This window comes from Halorientalis sp. IM1011, assembly GCF_001989615.1.
Lineage (GTDB): Archaea > Halobacteriota > Halobacteria > Halobacteriales > Haloarculaceae > Halorientalis.
Genome location: NZ_CP019067.1, coordinates 2,820,193 through 2,838,735 on the forward strand (window position 1 = coordinate 2,820,193; position 18,543 = coordinate 2,838,735).

Consider the following 18,543-nt stretch of genomic DNA (forward strand, 5'->3'; position numbering starts at 1 on the left):
GATGCTTTCCGGCGATTCGCCCATCCCCACCGTCAGGGAGCCAGCCGGTTCTTCCGGTTTTTCATGTGCTCGTCGTAGTACTCGAAGGTGATCGGACACCACTCCGCGGCGAGGTCGAGAATACTCTCGGTCATCTGACGAATCTCCCACTGGGCGTCTGCGGCCGCTCGCATGTCGGCGACGTGCATGAGCATCCGGACGTTCATCGACATGACCATGTTGACCTCGGTGCCGATGGGCAGGACGAACCGGGCGTCCTCGGGCGGCATCCCGAGATCGAGCAGTTCCTGGTAGGACTCGACGGCGTCGGCGACCGTCTCCCGAAACACCTCCTCGCGCTTCTCGGCGGTCTCCTCGCCGACCGCGCCGCTCTGCTGGTTGCGACCCACCCAGTCCGGGTCGGTCGCCGACGGCGGCGTGACGACCATCTCGCCCTCGCGCACGTCGTCGGGGTCCACGTCGTCGAATGAGACGTAACGCATCGATTGGACGTCGAACGACACGTGTCGGTGCCGGGTGATCTGAGCCATGCAGGATCGGCTGATCCCTTTCACCGCGAAGGTGGCCTGGGGGTGCTCGAAGGGGCCGAAGTGGCCGTGATCGAGCAGGTGGCCGATCAGGGTCTCCTGTTTGTCCTCTAGAGAGTCTCCCTCGATAGAGTCCATGGTCTCGTCGAACGGCGTCTCGCCGACGAATTCCTCCATGTAGTCGTTGCGAGCCGCTTTGCAGATGAGTTCCTCAGGGTCCTCGGTGGCCTCGAGTAGACGGACCTCCATACCTCCACGCCGGAGCGGAGGGTGATAAATTTCCCTTCTCGACGACCGATGGCCGCGAGGAGCGCGCCGGCGGATTGAAAGCGGTCGCGGTCGAAGAGCGGATATGGCCTACGAGACTGCCTCGACCGACGACGTGGAATCGGTGATCGACGGCGAGTACGGCGGCATGTGGTTCCTGAAGGAAGCGCTGGACACCGACGAACTCGGGCTGACGGTGATGCAACTGGAACCCGGTGCGAAGGGCAAGCCCCACGACCACAGCGACGACGGACAGGAAGAGGTCTACTGCGTGGTCGAGGGGGAAGTCGTCGTGGAGTTCGACGACGAGACCGTGACGCTTGCCGAAAACGAGGCCGTCAGAATCGACCCCGACCAGCGCCGTCAGCTCAGAAACGAGAGCGACGACCTGGCGCGACTGGTGCTCGTCGGCGCACCGATCTAGAGCGACTGCCAGTCCGTGGGGCCGTCGGTCAGTCCCATGACGCGGGCCTCGCGACCGCTCTCGCCGTCGCGGACCTCGACCAGGCCGTCGAAGGCCTGTTTGATGACCTGGATGGTCTGGTCGTCGTGGGCCCCGCTGTCGATGGTGAACACGCCGATGTAGCCCGCGGCGTCCAGCCGCGAGGAGAGGACGTGACAGAACTTGAACACCGTCTCGCGGTTCGTGTAGGTGAGCATCGTCGACAGCGAGACCAGCGCCATCCGGCCCTGTTCTGCGCCCGCACCGTGGAGCGCTTCCAGACACTTCGTGATCCCGATCCCGATTCCCGTGAGGTCACCCGGCGAGGAGACCTTGTGGACGTACAGGCCGGGCGGGGTGTCGCCGTCGGCGAGGCCGCCGCCGGAGCCTTCGGCGCGGCAGTCGACGACGCCTAACTGGAGGTTCGAGACGCCGGCGACGCGGTCGCGGTAGTCTTCGACGATGGTCTCTGCGCTGTCACTCGTCGAGACGACCAGCGCGCCGTCGCCGTTTCGCGAGCCATCGGCCAGAATCTCCATCGCGAGGCTCTCTTTGCCAGTCATCGCCGGCCCGGAAATCAGGATACTGGTGCCCGGGCGGACCTCCGACACTGCCTCGTTCTCTAGAACAGATGATAGGTCGTACATTACGTGTCCTCACTCCCGCCGATATGCTGGATCGCCGCCACGAAGTCGTCGTCGTCTTTGACGCCGCCCATGGTCCGTGAGAGCTCCTCCTGCAGGTCGGCGATCCGGTTCTGTAGCTGTGCGTATTCGTCGCTCTCCGCGAGTTCTGCGCCGCTCTTTGCCGTTTCGAGCGTGGCCTGCTTTTCGACCAGTGCGTAGTACTTCTGGAGCAGGCGGTCGTACGTCGATCGTTCGAGGAGCTTCTCGACGGTCTCTAGGAGCTCCCCGCTCCTGATCGGTTTGCTGAGATAGGCGTCGAACCCCATCTCCAGAATGTCGAAGTCGGGTTCGACGGCGGTCACCATCGCCACCCGACAGCCCAACTCCCGCTCCCGTATGCGTTCGAGCACCTCGTCGCCCGATAGCCCGGGCATCATCCGGTCGAGCAGAACCACGTCTACCTCCTCGTCGAGCTTGTCGAGCCCCTCGTCACCGTCCGCCGCGATCCGTACCTCGTAGTCGTCGGCGAGCCAGAGGTTGTAGGTCTCGGCGACGTCGGGCTCGTCCTCGACGATGAGCACGACAGGTGCTGCTGAATCAGTCATCTGCGCTCCTGTACGCTTTTACCATTCCTCATACATAGCCCTGTGGGTCGACGGGCGCCGTCGATATCGGCGCTGGAATGCCCCGTTCGTGCGCCCGGGGCCGAACGTGTTCGCCCTGACCCGAAGCGACACGCAAAAGCCACCGGTCGCTGTACCCCTCTCCATGATCACGAACCTCGCACGCGGCGTCCGCGCGTTCACGAGCAACGTCTTCCTCGTCGAGGGGGACCGCACCGTGCTCGTCGACGCCGGCAACGAGTTCGACGTCGTGGGCGCGGCCCGCGAACACGTCGACGACGTTGACGCCCTCGTCATGACTCACACCCACCCCGATCACGTCGGCAACCTTCCCGACATCGTCGCCGAGTTCGACGTGGACGTGTGGGGCTACGACACGGACCAGTCCGGCGTCGACCACGCCATCGAAGACGACGAAACGGTCCAGCTGGGCGACCACGACTACCGCGCGCTCCACACCCCCGGCCACAAAGACGACCACCTCTGCTTTCACTCCGAGGCCGCAAGCACCCTCATCGCCGGCGACCTGATCTTCGCCAACGGCGGCTTCGGCCGGACCGACCTCGCCGAGGGGAACCGCGAAGTCCTGATCGACAGCATCGAGCGCGTTCGCTCGGTCGTCTCCGAGGACCTCGACGAACTGCACACCGGCCACGGCCCGAGCGTCCAGACCAACCCCTACCAGGACATCGAACTCGCCGCACAGGCCGCCCGGATGGGATAGGTACTCGAAACCTCACTCCACCGCAGCAAACAGTTCCTCGTAGCCGCGTTCGTAGGCACTCGCGACCGCCGACGGATCCTCCCGTTCCTCGCTCGACAGCGCTGGAAGCGATGCCGACCCGACGGGGTCGATCAGGTCGACGACGGACGGGACGCGCTCCTCCAGCTGGCCTTCCTCGGGTCCACCGCTGGCGATGGAACAGGCCTTGGTGTACCGCTCACCCTCGTAGATCCGGACGCGGGCCGGTTCCACGACGGCGACGGCGTCGGGCTCGAACTCCCGGAGCGGACGGGCCACGTTCCCGTAGGACTCGACCACTGCACGCTCGCGGTCGGCGATCCGGCCGGCGATGCCGTCCAGCGCGACCAGATGGAGGTTCCCCATCACCTCGTTCAACTCCGGGAGCGACGAGACGCTGATCGCCTCCTCCAGCGGGAGGTACTTCCGGACTTCAGGGGGAATCTCGACGGGCTCGTTGACCACGTAGTTCTCGGCCACGCGGTCGACGACGAACTCCCGATCCGTCTGCCCGAGCAGGCCAGCGCCCTCACCCGGCGACGGCCGCCAGAGCCGATGGATCGGATTGATGTCCTCGGGATCGAGGTCGTCGGGGCTGGCCGCGGCCAGTCGCTTCGCGTCCTTGCCGAACAGCCGCCCCTGCTCGACGGCGTGGCTGTAGTCGTCGTGGTGGAACCAGTGGTCGTTGCCCGCGCGGGGTTTGAACCCCACCGCGTCGAGGTAGTCGAGCAGGCCGACGGTGAAGGTCGTCTTGCCCGCGTCGACTCTGTCCGCGCCGGCGACGAGCAGTTTCATGACTCGGCGTCGGTTCCGTCGTCGGTCTCGTCATCACCGGTCTCCAGTCCGTAGTGGCCGGGTTCGGCGTCGTCGGCCGGTTCGGCGAAGACGAAGGCGTCGCTGTTGTCGAGCATCCACGGGATGGTCCAGTCGAGCAGAATGGCCTCCGTCTCGGGGTCGAGTTCCTGCCCCGGGTCCAGCCCCTGAAAGAGGCGGGCGATCTCGTAGACGGTGTACATCTCGTCGGGATCGAGCACGTCCTCGGGGTCGCGGAACTCCAGAGACCGCAGATCGTCGAACTCTGACTTGGGAACGGGCATGCCTCCCGGTTGGACCCTCGCCGTCAAAACCCTCCCGTCTCGGCCCGCTCAGATCGACAGTTCGCTGTAGATGCCCCAGGAGAGCCCCGCGATGCCGATCACGACGAGAGCGACGCCCACCAGCCACACTGGTGAGCCGAGCGCGAACAGTTCCGTCGCCCAGAGGCCCGCGACCAGCGCGAGTCCGCCGGCGACGACGGCCTGCACGAACCGCTCTACCGTCCCGAGACCGACCCACTGCGTGGCCATGGGCGATACTGGGCCTCCGACCGGCATGGGTCTGACGGTGGCGAGGGACTCCTCGGAGCGACCGACGTTGCCGCGACCGGGAGGATTTCAACCCGTCGGCCCTATCGTTCACCCATGCCGGACGCGACACTCGTCTACGACGACGACTGCGGGTTCTGTACGCGGTGTGCGGAGTACCTCGTGGACCGTGCGCCGGTCGAGATCGTCGGGTTCTCCGAACTGGACGCCGATCTACGCGACCGTCTGCCCGAGGACTACGAGGAGTGTTCCCATCTGGTCACAGACGACGAGATCTACTCCTGTGGCGAGTCCATCGAGCGGGCGTTTCTCATGTCCGACGTCGGCGAGGACTACCGGTCCGTGGCCGAGTTCCTGCGAAGCTTCGAGGAGTACGAACGACTCCGGGAGGAGGGATACGAGTTCGTCGCCGACAACCGGTCGTTCTGGAGCGACCTGACGACGCTGGTCTTCGGCGACGACCGGCAGCGGGACCGCTAGAACCGCGACCGCTGCCCGACCGATCCCGACCGTAGTTCCGACCGCGAAACGGGGTGGACGTAGAGTCCGACGAGTTCCCGTTCCCACCACTCGCCGGTCTCGGCGCGCTCCGCCGGCGAGGTGTACCGGTACCGGAACCGTCGCACGCGGACCTGCTCGGGCGGGTCGTCGGGGAATGGGTTGTGAGCGAGCAGGGAGAGGGTGGCCTCGTCGTTCTCCAGCAGGTTTGCGAGGAAGGCGGTGAACCAGCGCTGGCGGCGGCCGGGCCGGGGTTGCATCGCCGCGAACCAGAGCTGCCAGTCCAGCCGGAGGTGGTAGGGGGCCCACTGGGACGGGCGCTCGTCGGTCCGGACTGGTTGTCCCTCGAACTCGTAGGCCTCCCAGTCGTCCTCATCGGGATCGTCGGCGCGCGTGCCCTCCACGACCAGCTGATAGCGGCGCTTCGTGATCGAGCCGAACGCGCCGTATGTGTTCAGCAGATGGAGGGGGTCGAAGGCGGTGTTCATCACCTGTGTGGTCGAGAGCATGTTGACGACGGGGCGGACGCTCAACGCGATCACGAGAGCGGCGACCAGCACCGACGCGACCTGCAACGGGAGCGGTGCCGGGGCGGAGGAGGTCGCGGGGAGGGGGAGAAGCGTCGTCAGCACGCCGTCGCTGAACGCCGCGATCCCCTGGATCGCCGTGAGGGCGTTCAGCCACGAGAAGTTGCCCGTCAGCACGAGCCACAGCTGGAAGCCGATGGTGGCGGCCCCGCCGATTGCGGCGTACGGTTGCGGCGCGAAGTAGAGGAACGGAATCGCCAGTTCGACGACGTGGTTGCCCAGGGTCTCGATCCGGTGGAACCGGTCGGGGAGGTGATGGGCGTACCAGGAGAGCGGGTTGGGCATGGGCTGGGTCTCGTAGTGATAATCCATGCAGGTCAACTCGCGCCAGCAGTCGTCCCCGCGCAGCTTGATCAGGCCCGCTCCGAACATGTTGCGAAAGAGGACCCACTTCACGAGCCAGATCACGATCACGGGTGGCCCTGTCGTGCCGGCACCGAGGAAGATGGCGAGAAAGCCGGTCTCCAGCAACATCGACTCCCAGCCGTAGCCGTAGAAGATCCGCCCGGCGTTGACGAAGGACTGGTAGAGCCCCCACATCGCGGCCCAGATCGCCACCGAGGCCACCATGGGCCACGGTTCGGGCAGCAAGTAGGGGACGCCCAGCAGGGCCAGCACTGCCAGCGCGACCCCGATCCAGGCGGCGACGCCGATCACCCGGTCGGAGGGGTAGAAATAGAACAGGCTCGGCCGGTCTTCGAACGCGACGGCCTCGACGTACTCGTCGATGGGGAGCAGGCCGTCCTCGCCGGCCAGCGCGCGGAACTGGTCGGCGGTGACGAGGAAGGCGACGAGGTAGATCAGCGCCAGCCCGCGCTGGAAGAGGAACCGGACGTACCAGTAGCCGCCGGCGTCCAGCAGTTCCATGCGAGAGGGTCCGTTCTGCGAGGGGCAAATGCCTGACGCCGGTACCGGCCGGGCCCGGCCGTCGACGGGAGTCGACAGCCGAAACTGGTATTGAGACGGCGCTGTATCGGGCCGATATGCCAGAATCCGATCGGTTCGGCGACGACCGTGTCAACGACATCTATCGGCGCGGGATGCTGGACGACGAAACCACGGATTTCCCCGTCTCCTACGCGGACCTCCGGGACGCCGCCCACGAAGCCATGAGCGACGAGGGCCGGGCCTACGTCCACGGCGGCGCGGGGAGCGACGAGACCTTCGAGCGCAACAAGGACTTCTCGCCGTGGCGGATCGTCCCCAAGATGCTGCGTGGCGTCGAGTCCCGGGACCTCTCGACGGAGATCGCGGGCGTCGACTTCGACGTGCCCATCGCACTGACGCCCCTCGGTGTGCAGTCGCTGCTCCACGAGTCCGCCGAGATCGGCACCGCACAGGGTGCCGCCGAGATGGACGTCCCCCTCGTGTTGAGTTCCCTCTCGACGGAACCGATGGAGGACGTGGCCGAGGCACTGGGCGATACCCCGAAGATGTTCCAGTTCTACTGGTCCTCGGACGACGCCATCGCCAAGAGCTTCCTCGACCGTGCGGAGCAGGCCGGGTACGACGCCATCGTCGTCACCGTCGACGCGCCCATCCTCGGCTGGCGCGAACGGCTCATCGAACGCGGCTACTACCCCTTCCTCGAAGGCGAGGGCGTGGGCAACTACTTCTCCGATCCGGAGTTCCGCTCCCAGCTCGACCAGCCGCCGGAGGACGACCCCGCCGCGGCGGTCGAACACTTCCTCGACGTCTTCGGCGACTCCAGCCTCACGTGGGAGGACCTCCAGTTCGTCCACGACAACACCGACCTGCCCGTCCTCATCAAGGGCATCCTCGACCCCGAGGACGCGCGGCTGGCCATCGAACACGGCGCGGACGGAATCGGCGTCTCGACCCACGGCGGCCGGCAGGTCGACGGCTCCATCTCGGCAATCGAGGCGCTGCCTTCGGTCGCCGAGGAGGTCGACGGCGAGGTGCCGATCACCTTCGACAGCGGCGTCCGGCGAGCTTCGGACGCGTTCAAGGCCATCGGCCTCGGCGCCGACGCCGTGTTGCTGGGCCGGCCCTACGCCTACGCGCTGGCCGCCGGCGGAGCCGAGGGCGTCGAGACCTACCTGCGGAACTTCGTCGCGGAGTTCGACCTGACGATGGGGCTGTCGGGCTGTCGGAGCGTCGACGAGATCACCCGGGACCACCTGCGGCACGAGTCCGAGTTGTACTGACGGGGTCTCCCAGCAAATTATCCGCGCGGCCGTGTTCAAACCTCTCGCGCCGCGAGAACGGCCGATGCACATTTATGTCGTAACTCACTCTTTAGGTACGTGTCTCCGGAGGTGACCTTCTCGACGCTCTCGTTCGTCCGCCTCGCGGTCATCGTCGTCACCGTGTCGCTCGGGTACGTCACCGTCCGGTACCGATCCGAGCCCGGCGCGACCCCGCTTCTCGCCATGCTCGCGGCCATCTTCGTCTGGCAGGTCGGCGATATCATGGCCGCTCGCAGTCCGGGTCTGGCGCAGTCGCTGTTCTGGGGGAACGTGGTGTACACCACGGTCCCCGTTCTCGTGACCGCCTTCTTCGTGTTCGTCCTCGTCTACACGGGCCAGGACGAGTACGTCACCCCGAAAGCGATGGGGCTGCTGGCCGTCGAGCCGGTGGTGTTCGTCACCGCCGTCTGGACGAACGGCTACCACGGGCTCTTTCTCTCGAATCCAGTGGTGACCGAGGCGACCTACTGGGGTATCGACTTCTCGCACGGGCCGATGTTCTACGTCCACGTCGTCTACGCCTACGGACTGGTGCTGGTGGCGCTCGCCCTGCTCGTCCGCCTGCTTCGGGAGCACCAGACGCTGCACCCGCGGCAGGTGTACGCCGTCATCGTCGGCGGACTGGCACCGTTCGTCGCCGACCTCCTCTACCAGCTCCGCATCTTTCCCGTCGACCTCTCGCCGATCGCGTTCACGTTCACCGCCCTCGCGCTCACCGCCGCCCTCTTCCAGTACAAACTGCTCAGCGCCTCGCCGGCGACCCAGCGGAGCATCGCCGAGAACATCCGCGACGGACTGTTCGTCCTCGACGGCGACGACGAGTTCGTCGAGATAAACAGCGTCGCCCGCCGGCAACTCGGACTCGGCGACGACCCCGTCGTCGGCAGGTCCGTCGCGTCGGTCCTCGATCACGTCCCAGACTTCTACGACGCCTTCGAAGCCGCCGCCGACGGCTCTCAGGAGGTGCAGGTCGACATCGGAGAGAAGACGCGATTCTATCGGGTGCAGGTCACCGTCCTCCGGGACCACCGGAACGAGGCAATCGGCCGGCAGTGTCTCGTCAGTGATCTCACCGACCTCAAATACCACGAGACGGAACTGAAACGCCAGAACGAGCAACTCGACCAGTTCGCCTCCGTCGTCTCCCACGACCTCCGGAATCCCCTCAACGTGGCCAGCGGTCGCGTCGAACTCGCGCGCAATACCGGCGACCTCGAACACCTCGACCACGTCACGGACGCGCTCGACCGGATGGAGCGCATCGTCAACGACGTGCTCGCGCTCGCCCGGGACGGCAAGACCATCGACGACCCCGAATCCGTCTCCCTCGAATCCGTCGCACAGGCGGCGTGGACCCAGGTCGAAACCGGTGATTCCGAACTGGTGGTCGAGAGCGACCGCACGCTCCGTTCCGACCGCGACCGCTTGCAGCGACTCCTGGAGAACCTCTTCCGGAACGCTGTCGAGCACAACGAGACGGCCGTCACCGTCACCGTCAGCGCGGACGGCGACGGGTTCTACGTCGTCGACGACGGGAAGGGAATCCCAGCGGACAAACGCGAGGAGGTGTTCGAGCACGGCTACAGCGAACGCGAGGGCGGGACCGGGTTCGGGCTGGCCATCGTCCGGAGCATCGCGGAGGCCCACGGCTGGACGGTCACGGCGGCCGAGAGCGACACCGGCGCGCGCTTCGAGTTCACGACCGCTCGGGCTGGCGTCGAGCAGGCGGCGGCGACCCCATCGGCCGACTGAGGAGGTCGACCGACCGAGCGCTGGCGAACCTGCGGCTGACGGGTCGGGCGTCGAAAGAAATGTCGGGCTTGGACTACGGCGCTACTGCGAGAGGGCCTTCTCGTACTGCTCGGCGACGTTGTCCCAGTCGACGACGTCGAAGAAGCCGTCGATGAAGCTGCCGCGGTCCGGACCGTAGTCGTAGTAGTAGGAGTGCTCCCAGACGTCCAGGGCCAGGATCGGGTGCGAGCCCCACAGCGCGCCCTGGTCGTGCTTGTCGACGACGAGGTTGCGCAGCTGGTCGGCGACCGGGTCGTAGACCAGGAGCGCCCAGCCACCGGCGGCGGACGCTGCGGCCTCGAACTCGCCCTTCCAGCCCTCGTAGGAGCCGAAGTCCTCCTCGATGCGGTCGGCGAGTTCACCGGACGGCTCGCCGCCGCCGTTGGGGTCCATGTTCTCCCAGAACAGCGTGTGGAGATAGTGACCGGACCCGTTGTGGGTCACGTTGCGGATGGCGCTGCCGGAGCTCCCGAAGTCACCGTTCTCACGGTTCTCGGCGAGGGTCTCCTCGGCGCTTTCGAGGCCGTTCACGTAGCCCTGGTGGTGGGTGTCGTGATGCCATTCGAGCACCTGTTCGCTGATCGACGGCTCGAGCGCGTCGTAGTCGTACGGAAGCGGTGGCAGTTCGGGGTTAGATCTCTCGGGCATATGTAGTTCTCCTCCAGTCCAACTGTCGGCTGGACACCTGTTAAAGGTTTAGAAGGCGGTCGTTATCGTGCAATAACCGGCCGTCGCGTAACCGATTGTGGCTAGACCCAGCCTCCGGACACACGGCTCAGATCACTCGCTCGGCGACGGCTCTCGGCCCTCCATCACCGGGACTTCGAGGCGGATGGTCGTCCCCGACTCGCCGGATTCCGCGATCGTGATCGACCCGCCCAGTTGGTCGACGCCCCAGGCGACGAGCCACAGGCCCAGTCCGCTGGAGTGTTGCAGCGGCGTCTCCTCCCTGGTCCGGAGGACCGACCGCTCCTCGGCCGGAATACCGGGACCGTTGTCCACGACCTCGACGATCGCCTCGTCGCCCTCGACCCGGGCGTCGACCCGGACCCAGGGATCGGGGCCGTCGTTGTGTTCGGCGGCGTTTTCGAGCAGGTTCCGGAGGACGGCTCCCAGCGGGCGGTTGCAGGCGGCCGACGACTCGGGGAGTGACGCCTCGACGGTCACCTCGGGGTAGGCCTCCCGTGCGCGTTCGACTTCGAGGTCCACGACTCGTGAGAGGGCGATGGTGTCGTCTGTTTCCTCGTCGTCGAGGATGCGGTCGATCTCGCGGGCCTTGTCGCCCAGGGCGACCATGCGCATGGCCTTCTCTTGGATGCGGTCGACGGCCTCGCCGTCGTCGAGGCGGTCGGCGTAGCCGTAGATGACGTTCATCTCGTTGCGGAGGTTGTGCCGGAGGACCCGGTTGAGCACGTCCAGTTGCTGGACGCGGTTGCGCCGGTCGGTCACGTCGTGGATCGAGACGATGTGGCCCGCCGTCCCGTCGACCGTCGTCCCGAGGCCCGTCTCGCTGAGTTCGTAGTACCGCACGCCGTCGTCGCGTTCGACCTCGATGGTCCGTGTCTCCCCGTCGCTCAGGTCTGTGTACGCGGGGAGCAGGTCCGCGGCCGGGTGTTCGATGGCGGACTTCCGGGTGCAGTCGAGGATCTCGCAGGCGCGCGGATTGCAGTCGATCACGGTGTCGTCGTCGTCGACGACGATCACCCCGTCGTCCATGCCCTCGACGACGGAGTCGCGGGCGACGCGACTGGAGACGGGGACGGCGTCGAGAAACCGGAACTGCGACAGCGCGGCCAGCCCCGCCGCGCCGGAGATGACGAACGTGAACGGCGTCGGGTCGAAACTCGTCAGCGACAGGTCCGTCCCCGTCAGGAAGACGATCGGGAGGTAGTCCGTGACGTAGACCAGGTTCCCGAACCACGGCGCGAGGACGGTCACGAGCAGGGCTGCCGCCTGCCCGCGGTAGAGCGACCGGCTACTCACCGCGAGCTGGACGACGTGGAAGGAGCCGGTCGCCAGCAGTGCGTACGCGTAGGCGATGTACACCCAGAACCAGGGGCCCCGCGACACGTCGACCAGTGCGATGTCGCCGTACCGCGTGACTGTCCGCTCGGCGTACAGCAGGTGGTGTACGTCGTTGGTCGCCAGCAGGGCCACCGACACAACCGGGACCGCGCCGAGCAGTGCCAGCGTTCGGCGGGAGACGTACTCCTCGCGGCTGGTGTACTCCAGCGCGAACACCAGCCACGCCAGGGGCAGGACGGCGAGTGCGAGCCACTCCAGATCGTGCAGGAGCAGCCGACGGCCGGTGTCGAGGGTGAACAGGCCGATCGCGGAGGTGACGACCCACCACGTCCCGGCACCCATCAGAACCGCGAACGGTGTCGCGCCGGGTTCCGGGCGCTGTCGCCACGCCACGAGGGTCAACGCGGCGGCGGCCGTGATCGTCCCCCAGATGAGTACGAACGATACGTGAGAGACTGCCATCGTCCGGGTTCCCGCGTACCTCCTCGGCCTGCCGCCATAAAGACAACCGGTGGCGAGTCACGGACGGCGGGCTACTCGCCCCGCGCGTGTTCGAACATCTCGATGGCCCGCTCCCGGCGCTCGCCGTGATCCACGATGGGGGCGGGATAGTCCGGTGCGACCTGCCGGCGCTGGCTCGTCGAGAGGGTCGGCCAGTCGTGGATCAGGTCCGGGTCGACCCCCCGGAGTTCCGGGACGTAGGTCCCGATGTACTCGGCGTCGGGGTCGTAGCGTTCCCCCTGTGTCGTCGGGTTGAAGATCCGGAAGTACGGCTGGGCGTCGGTCCCCGTCGAGGCCGCCCACTGCCAGCCGCCGTTGTCGTTGCCCGTGTCGTGGTCGACCAGTTTCTCCCGGAACCAGTCGTATCCCCGCCGCCAGTCGACGAGCAGGTCCTTCGTCAGGAACGAAGCCACGAGCATGCGCACGCGGTTGTGCATGTACGCTTCTTCGCGCAACTGGCGCATCCCCGCGTCGACGATGGGGTACCCCGTCTCGCCGTCCTTCCACGCCTGCAACGCGTCGGGATCGTCCCGCCAGTCGATCGCTCGCTCGTAGTCCTTGTAGTTCTCCGTGACAACCTCTGGATTGTAGAAGAGGACCTGCGTGTAGAACTCCCGCCAGGCCAACTGGTCCTGGAACTCCCGGACCGACTCGGCTTCGTCGCTTCCCTCAGCTACCGCGAACTTCGCCGCTTCCGTCTCCTCGTACACCTCACGGATGCCGATGGTGCCCCACTTGAGGTGGGCCGAGAGCCGGGACGTGCAGTCGTCGGCGGGGTAGTCGCGGCGGTCGGCGTAGCGGTAGATGTCCTCGTCACAGAAGTCGGTGAGTCGCTCGCGTGCGGCCGCGGGACTGGCCGGGGGCACGTCGGCCTCGGGCTCGTCGAACCCCAGATCCGTGAGGGAGGGGAGCGGTTCGTCGTCGCACACGTCGGCGAGCGCGTCGGCGGGTGCGTCGAAGGGCTCCGGCTTCGGGCGGTCGTGCCACTTCTTCGAGAAGTAGGTGAACACCTGGTAGGGTTCGCCCTCGTTGGTGGTGATCGCGCCGGGTTCGTGGAAGACGGCGTCGTGGACGCTCTCGCGGGTCACGCCCTCCTCGGCCAGCGCCTGCCGGACCGCGGCGTCGCGTTCGGTCGCCAGCCCGGAGTAGTCCGCACACCAGGTGACGCCGTCGGCGTCGAACTCGTCGGCGAAGGCGGGGATAATCTCGCGGGGGTCGCCGTGTCGGACGAGCAGGTCGCTCCCGCGCTCGCGGTACCACTCCCTGAGCGAGGCGAGCGCGTCGAGCATGAACGCCACCCGAGGTGGCCCGGCGTGGGCCAGCACGTCGCGGTCGAAGACGAACACGGGGACGACGCCGGGCGTCTCGTCGTCGGCTGTGGCCGTCGCGGCCGCTCGCAGGCCGGCGTTGTCCGCACCGCGCAGGTCCCGACGGTGCCAGTGGATGCGCATACCACCCGTAGGGCGTCACCCGTCCAAAAGCCCCTGCCAAACCAGTGGGGCACCCGACCGCCCGATTCAGGCCGCGGCCGTCACTCCGTCGGCGTTCCGGTCGATTGCTCGGTCTCCGTCGTGGTCGATTGATCGGTCCCCGATTCGGTCGGCGTGCCGCCCGCGGGGGTCTGGGTCCCCTGCTGGGCCTGTGTACGAGCCTGCTCGAACGTCGACTCAGGGTACATCGATCCGACTGCGTCCGTCGAGAGCGAGTCGATCAGCGCGTCGGAACTGCCCGAGACGAGCACCACGCCGTACGCCTCGATGGAGTCTTCCACGGTGATGTTCGCGTCGGCCGCGACCTCGCTCTCGAAGGAGTCGATGGCCTCACCGTACACTTCCGCCGAGGCCTCCCGGATCTGTGCCTGCATCTCCGACTCGCTGAGTTCCCCGCTTCGCATCTGGGACTGGGCCTGCAGTTGCTGCTGTTGCAGTTGCCGCTGAGCCTGCTGGCCGAGCTGAATCTGGAGTGTCACCGTCCTGCTCCCCGAGTTCTCCCCGTCGGAGCCGTCGTCGGTCGCCGTTCCGTCGGACTGGAGGGCGTTACACCCGGCGACCGAGAGCGCTGCTCCGGTTCCGGCGAGCTGGATGAATCGGCGGCGGTTCGTGTTCGTGGGCATCGTCCCGACTGACCACGAGGAGACGAATAAGGACTTTTCTTCGAAAATGCATTGTCTTCGTTATACGTCCGCCGGTCACCCGTCCGTTCGTCGTCTGCACTCGGCCACTTCGACCCACCGTGATCCCGCCGACACAAACATTCATTCACCCGGTCTCGCAAGGGACGTGGTATGCACGACGAGTTCGACCTCTCCGGACGTGTCGCAGTCGTAACCGGCGGAAGCCGCGGTATCGGGCGCGCGATCGCGGAAGGACTGGCCGGTGCCGGGGCGTCTGTCGTTCCCGCGTCCCGCACTCGCGAGGACGTGGAGACCGTCGCGGAGACGATCCGCGAGGCCGGCGGCGAGGCCCACGCCGGGACGGTGGACGTGACCGACGAGGACAGCGTCGCGGCCCTCTTCGACGAGGCGGTCGACGCCTTCGGTGGCGTCGACGTCGTCGTCAACAACGCCGGCGTCAACCCGGACCCGGCTCTGGGTCCGCCGGAGCGCGTCGACCTCGAGGACGGGTTCGACTTCACGGTCGACGTGAACCTCCGCGGGGCGTTCGCCTGCGCGCAGGCCAGCGCGGACCTCCTCGCCGACGGCGGCGGTAGCCTGATCAACGTCGCCAGCGTCGGCGGGCTGGTCGGACTCCCCCGGCAGCACCCCTACGTCGCCTCCAAACACGGGCTGGTGGGCCTGACCAAGAGCATGGCGCTGGACTGGGCCCCCGAGGTCCGGGTCAACGCCATCGCGCCTGGCTACGTCGCGACCGACCTCATCGAGGAGGCGATGGACGACGAGGACCTCCGCCAGTCGTTGCTCGACCGGACTCCCCTGAACCGCTTCGCCGACCCCGACGAGATCGCCGGTCCCGCTGTGTTCCTCGCCAGCGACGCCGCCAGCTACGTCACCGGCTCGGTGCTATCGGTCGACGGCGGCTGGACGAGTCGTTGAGTTTCGGGACACGTCCGGACCCGCCGAATTACAATGTTAGGATAATCGCTAAATTGCACTCCAGTGGTAGCTGAGGGGGAAATTTTTTGAACGGGTGGGCCGACGTGGGTCGTGGTATGTCAGAGGAATCCGTGCTTCTCGACGTCGAGGACGGTATCGCGACGGTGACGCTGAACGAACCGGACACGCGCAACGCACTGACGGGCGACGTGGCCGAAGGGATCGTCGACGCGTTCGACGAGATCGACGACGCCGACGCCCGCTGTGTCGTCGTCACGGGTGCCGGCGGTTCCTTCTCCGCTGGCGGGGACATCAACGCTATGCTGGAGGGACTCCAGGGCGAGGTGGCCCCCTACGAGAAGGTCCAGAACATCAACCACACGTCGGAGGCGCTGACTCGCGTTCACGAGTGTGAACTGCCGGTCATCGCGAAGATCGACGGGACGTGTTTCGGCGCGGGTGCGAACCTGGCCATCGCGTGTGACGTTCAGATCGCCAGCGAGAGCTCCCGGATCAGCTTCGGGTTCCGGCAGGTCGGCCTGGCCGTCGACACCGGGACCTCCTACTTCCTCCCCCGGGTCGTCGGGGAGAACAAGGCACAGGAACTCGTCCTCACCGGGGAGATGCTCGACGCCGAGGACGCGCTCGATATCGGCCTGTTCACACAGGTCTACGGCGACGACGAGTTCGAGGACGAGGCTTCCGAGTACGTCGATCGGATCGCCACCGGCCCGACGATCGCCCTCAAGACCTCGAAGCGACTCATCCGGCAGGGACTCAACAGCGACCTCGATCAGGCGATGACCAACGAGGCCGCGGGCCAGGCGCAGGTCTTCGAAACGCACGACCACGAGGAGGGGGCCACGGCGTTTATGGAGGGTCGGGACCCCGACTTCCAGGGCCGGTAATAGAAGGCCTTTTATACTATCTCTCCCGGTCGTGTAACTTAACCAACAAACGCCACGAACATTTATTACCCTCGTTTCCAATGTGGTGACAGACACCATGGTTAACGATGGAAGTAGTAGCGGTGCAGGAGACGCCAATGGTAGCGAAGAATTGGGGAGCGAATACAATGGAAATAAACGCCGAATCGATCGTCGTCGGTTCCTGCAGGCGGCCGGTGTTGGGGCGGCCGCGACGGGCTTCGCGGGTTGTCTCGGCGGTGGCCCAAGTGAGCAGTCCGAAGGGATTCCAAGCGAAGTCACGGTCGGCGTTCTCGCGCCGGCACCGGAGAACAACCCGATCGGCGCGTCGATCGCCAACTCGGCGGAACTGGCTGCCAGCCACCTCGAGGACAATGACGAACTGCTGAGCGGGGTCGACTCGGTCAACGTCTCGATCAAGAACACCGAGGAGAGTCCCCAGACGGGTCGGCAGCGCTACCGTGAACTGACTCTGGACGAGGGCGCCCACATGACGACGGGGGTGTTCACGAGCGAAGTACTCCTCCAGTTGATGGACCCGATATCCCAACAGCAAACGGTCCACATGACGACCGGCGCGGCGACGCCCGAGGCGAGCAAGCAGGTCCACGAGGAGTACGACAAGTACAAGTATCACTTCCGGACCGGCCCGGTCAACGGCTATCATCTGGGCCAGAACATGGTCGACTTCCTCGGGGCCAAGGGGAGCGACCTCGGCTGGGACTCGGTGGCGCTACTGGTCGAGGACTACGAGTGGACCAACCCGGTCCAGCGGGCCATCGACGACCACATCGGCGACCTCGACGTCGAGGTCGCGATGGAACAGCGCTACGCCTCCGGGACGGAGAACTTCGGTCCGATCTACGACAACGTCGAGCAGTCGGGCGCGGACGCGGCCTTCGTCGCGATGGCACACACCGGGACGCCCGCCATCGTCCAGTGGGCGCGTGACCAGCGGCCCTTCGAGTTCGGCGGTATCCACGTTCTCTCACAGCTGCCATCCTACTACGAGCAGACCGGCGGTGCCTGTGGCTACACGATCACCCAGAACACGGCGACGCCACAGAGCGAACTCACGGACAAGACTCTGGACTACGTGGAGGCCTTCAACGACGCCAACGACAGCTACCCGGTCTACACCGGCTACATCACCTACGACGCGGTGATGCAGTGGGCGAACGTCGTCACCGAGCGCGAAACGGTCAACGCCGACGAGGTCGTCACGGGGCTCGAAGAGAGTTCTTACACGGGCACTGCGGGCAGCCTCGACTACTACGGACCCGATCACGAGTACGCCCACGACATCATGTACAACTTCTCGCCCGATACGCGGCCCGAAGAGGGTGTCAACCCGGTCTTCCAGCAGTGGCGCGAGGGAGACGGCACCGGTTCGCAGGAAGTCCTGCACCCAAGCTACGTCTCGTCGACGGACTACGAAGCACCGCCCTGGGTGTAACGCGGACGGACTTTCTCAGTTCATATTTCACACATGGCAAGCTCCTCAGTCCTATTGACAATCCTCGTACAGGCGGCGATGATCAGCGCCCTGTACGCGTTGATCGCCATCGGATTTACCCTCATCTTCGGCGTCGGGGGTGTCCTGAACCTCGCCCACGGGGCCACGATCACGATGGGCGCCTTCTCGGCGTACTACGCCGGACAGCTCGGCCTCGGGATTCCGGCGGCCGTCCTCGCCTCGGTCGCGATTCCGGCGTTGTTCGCCGGGGCGCTCTACCTCGGGATGGTCAAACGCCTCGAAGACGAACCGATCATGGTGATGATCACCACGCTCGTGGTGAGCGTCGTCATCGAACAGGCCATCATGGTGTTCGAGGGGACGACCAGCAGGTCGCTCCCCCGGCTCATCGAGGGACAGTTCTCGATCGCCGGCGCGACGTTCCAGAACCTGCTCGGCGTGATGTTCGTCGTCTCCTGGCTCATCATCGGCCTGTTGTTCCTGTTCGTCAACTACACCAAGACCGGCAAAGGCATCCTCGCGGTCAGTATGAGCCACAAAGGGGCGTCCCTCGTGGGAATCCGGAGCAGCCGGATCAATCTGATCACCTGGATCATCGCGGGCGCGTTCGCCGGTATCGCCGGCCTGTTCCTCGGATCCTGGCTGACCGCCAGTTACGCGATGGGGCAGGCACAGCTCGTGCTCTCCTTCTCCATCGTCGTCGTGGGTGGGATCGGCTCGATCCGGGGCAGCGTCGTCGGCGCGTACCTCATCGGCTTCCTCGAGATCGCCACGACGAACCTAATCTCGGCCAGTTTGCAGGGACTCGCACCACTGGCCGTTCTGGTGGTCGTACTGCTCGTGAAACCGGAAGGCCTCTTCGGCCGGGAGTTCGCGGAGTGATAC

General features: G+C 66.2%; 20 protein-coding genes. 9 read left to right on the forward strand and 11 right to left on the reverse strand.

All coding sequences use genetic code 11. The annotated features are described in order from the left end of the window. Positions 1 to 32: 32 nt before the first annotated feature. A complete protein-coding gene (gene thyX, locus BV210_RS14600) occupies positions 33 to 776 on the reverse strand; it encodes an FAD-dependent thymidylate synthase (protein WP_077207358.1) in 744 nt (247 codons plus the stop codon). A 103-nt stretch (positions 777 to 879) separates the two neighbouring features. On the opposite strand from thyX, the gene BV210_RS14605 reads away from it, so the two are divergent. Next, positions 880 to 1,218: a cupin domain-containing protein gene (locus BV210_RS14605; RefSeq protein ID WP_077207359.1), complete on the forward strand. Its 339-nt coding sequence runs from the start codon at positions 880 to 882 to the stop codon at positions 1,216 to 1,218. On the opposite strand, the gene BV210_RS14610 is transcribed toward BV210_RS14605, so the two are convergent. Both BV210_RS14610 and BV210_RS14615 read right to left on the reverse strand, forming a co-directional pair. After that, positions 1,215 to 1,883, reverse strand: a complete 669-nt coding sequence (locus BV210_RS14610) for a hypothetical protein (RefSeq protein WP_077207360.1) — start codon at positions 1,881 to 1,883, stop codon at positions 1,215 to 1,217. The two genes, BV210_RS14605 and BV210_RS14610, sit on opposite strands and share 4 nt — an antisense overlap. Then, positions 1,883 to 2,467: a HalX domain-containing protein gene (locus tag BV210_RS14615; RefSeq protein WP_077207361.1), complete on the reverse strand. Its 585-nt coding sequence runs from the start codon at positions 2,465 to 2,467 to the stop codon at positions 1,883 to 1,885. The genes BV210_RS14610 and BV210_RS14615 overlap by 1 nt, the downstream gene beginning before the upstream one ends. A gap of 163 nt (positions 2,468 to 2,630) precedes the next feature. Here BV210_RS14615 and BV210_RS14620 point away from each other — a divergent pair, with 163 nt between their 5' ends. After that, positions 2,631 to 3,209 carry an MBL fold metallo-hydrolase gene (locus tag BV210_RS14620; RefSeq protein ID WP_077207362.1) on the forward strand — a complete coding sequence of 193 codons (579 nt, stop codon included), beginning with the start codon at positions 2,631 to 2,633 and terminating at the stop codon, positions 3,207 to 3,209. 12 nt (positions 3,210 to 3,221) lie between these two features. Here the strand turns inward: BV210_RS14620 and BV210_RS14625 are convergent, their stop codons facing one another. The 3 genes from BV210_RS14625 to BV210_RS14635 are packed head-to-tail and all read right to left on the reverse strand — an operon-like array spanning position 3,222 to position 4,573. Continuing rightward, positions 3,222 to 4,022, reverse strand: a complete 801-nt coding sequence (locus BV210_RS14625) for an ATPase (RefSeq protein WP_077207363.1) — start codon at positions 4,020 to 4,022, stop codon at positions 3,222 to 3,224. After that, a complete protein-coding gene (locus tag BV210_RS14630; RefSeq protein WP_077207364.1) occupies positions 4,019 to 4,324 on the reverse strand; it encodes a DUF5827 family protein in 306 nt (101 codons plus the stop codon). Before BV210_RS14630 ends, BV210_RS14625 begins: the two co-directional genes overlap by 4 nt. Positions 4,325 to 4,372: 48 nt before the next feature. Further along, positions 4,373 to 4,573 (reverse strand): hypothetical protein, encoded by a 201-nt coding sequence (locus tag BV210_RS14635; RefSeq protein WP_077207365.1) that lies wholly within the window; start codon positions 4,571 to 4,573, stop codon positions 4,373 to 4,375. A 114-nt stretch (positions 4,574 to 4,687) separates the two neighbouring features. Here BV210_RS14635 and BV210_RS14640 point away from each other — a divergent pair, with 114 nt between their 5' ends. Then, positions 4,688 to 5,071, forward strand: a complete 384-nt coding sequence (locus BV210_RS14640; protein ID WP_077207366.1) for a DCC1-like thiol-disulfide oxidoreductase family protein — start codon at positions 4,688 to 4,690, stop codon at positions 5,069 to 5,071. Here BV210_RS14640 and BV210_RS14645 read toward each other — a convergent pair. After that, positions 5,068 to 6,543, reverse strand: coding sequence for a lipase maturation factor family protein (locus BV210_RS14645; RefSeq protein ID WP_077207367.1), 1,476 nt, complete (start codon positions 6,541 to 6,543; stop codon positions 5,068 to 5,070). The genes BV210_RS14640 and BV210_RS14645 overlap by 4 nt on opposite strands. 116 nt (positions 6,544 to 6,659) lie before the next feature. On the opposite strand from BV210_RS14645, the gene BV210_RS14650 reads away from it, so the two are divergent. Further along, positions 6,660 to 7,844: an alpha-hydroxy-acid oxidizing protein gene (locus BV210_RS14650; RefSeq protein ID WP_077207368.1), complete on the forward strand. Its 1,185-nt coding sequence runs from the start codon at positions 6,660 to 6,662 to the stop codon at positions 7,842 to 7,844. A 99-nt stretch (positions 7,845 to 7,943) separates the two neighbouring features. Beyond that, positions 7,944 to 9,638 (forward strand): histidine kinase N-terminal 7TM domain-containing protein, encoded by a 1,695-nt coding sequence (locus BV210_RS14655; RefSeq protein WP_077207369.1) that lies wholly within the window; start codon positions 7,944 to 7,946, stop codon positions 9,636 to 9,638. An 81-nt stretch (positions 9,639 to 9,719) separates the two neighbouring features. Here the strand turns inward: BV210_RS14655 and sod are convergent, their stop codons facing one another. From sod to BV210_RS14675, 4 genes are all read right to left on the reverse strand, one after another. Continuing rightward, the gene (gene sod, locus BV210_RS14660; protein ID WP_077207370.1) at positions 9,720 to 10,325 is read right to left on the reverse strand and encodes a superoxide dismutase; all 606 of its coding nucleotides are present in this window, start codon (positions 10,323 to 10,325) and stop codon (positions 9,720 to 9,722) included. Positions 10,326 to 10,457: 132 nt separating this feature from the next. Next, the gene (locus BV210_RS14665; protein WP_077207371.1) at positions 10,458 to 12,164 is read right to left on the reverse strand and encodes a histidine kinase N-terminal 7TM domain-containing protein; all 1,707 of its coding nucleotides are present in this window, start codon (positions 12,162 to 12,164) and stop codon (positions 10,458 to 10,460) included. A 71-nt stretch (positions 12,165 to 12,235) separates the two neighbouring features. After that, positions 12,236 to 13,654 (reverse strand): deoxyribodipyrimidine photo-lyase, encoded by a 1,419-nt coding sequence (locus BV210_RS14670; RefSeq protein WP_077207372.1) that lies wholly within the window; start codon positions 13,652 to 13,654, stop codon positions 12,236 to 12,238. 80 nt (positions 13,655 to 13,734) lie between these two features. Further along, entirely contained in the window at positions 13,735 to 14,316 is a 582-nt protein-coding gene (locus BV210_RS14675; protein WP_077207373.1) for a hypothetical protein, read from the reverse strand. 171 nt (positions 14,317 to 14,487) lie between these two features. Here BV210_RS14675 and BV210_RS14680 point away from each other — a divergent pair, with 171 nt between their 5' ends. The 4 genes from BV210_RS14680 to BV210_RS14695 all read left to right on the forward strand — a co-directional run bounded on the left by BV210_RS14680 (position 14,488) and on the right by BV210_RS14695 (position 18,540). Continuing rightward, entirely contained in the window at positions 14,488 to 15,255 is a 768-nt protein-coding gene (locus BV210_RS14680) for an SDR family NAD(P)-dependent oxidoreductase (RefSeq protein ID WP_077207374.1), read from the forward strand. Positions 15,256 to 15,371: 116 nt separating this feature from the next. Continuing rightward, on the forward strand, positions 15,372 to 16,163 hold the full coding sequence (locus BV210_RS14685) for an enoyl-CoA hydratase/isomerase family protein (RefSeq protein ID WP_077207375.1): 792 nt from the start codon (positions 15,372 to 15,374) through the stop codon (positions 16,161 to 16,163). 97 nt (positions 16,164 to 16,260) lie between these two features. Continuing rightward, the gene (locus BV210_RS14690) at positions 16,261 to 17,637 is read left to right on the forward strand and encodes an ABC transporter substrate-binding protein (RefSeq protein ID WP_077207376.1); all 1,377 of its coding nucleotides are present in this window, start codon (positions 16,261 to 16,263) and stop codon (positions 17,635 to 17,637) included. Positions 17,638 to 17,691: 54 nt separating this feature from the next. Continuing rightward, positions 17,692 to 18,540, forward strand: coding sequence for a branched-chain amino acid ABC transporter permease (locus tag BV210_RS14695; RefSeq protein ID WP_253741538.1), 849 nt, complete (start codon positions 17,692 to 17,694; stop codon positions 18,538 to 18,540). Positions 18,541 to 18,543: the final 3 nt, after the last annotated feature.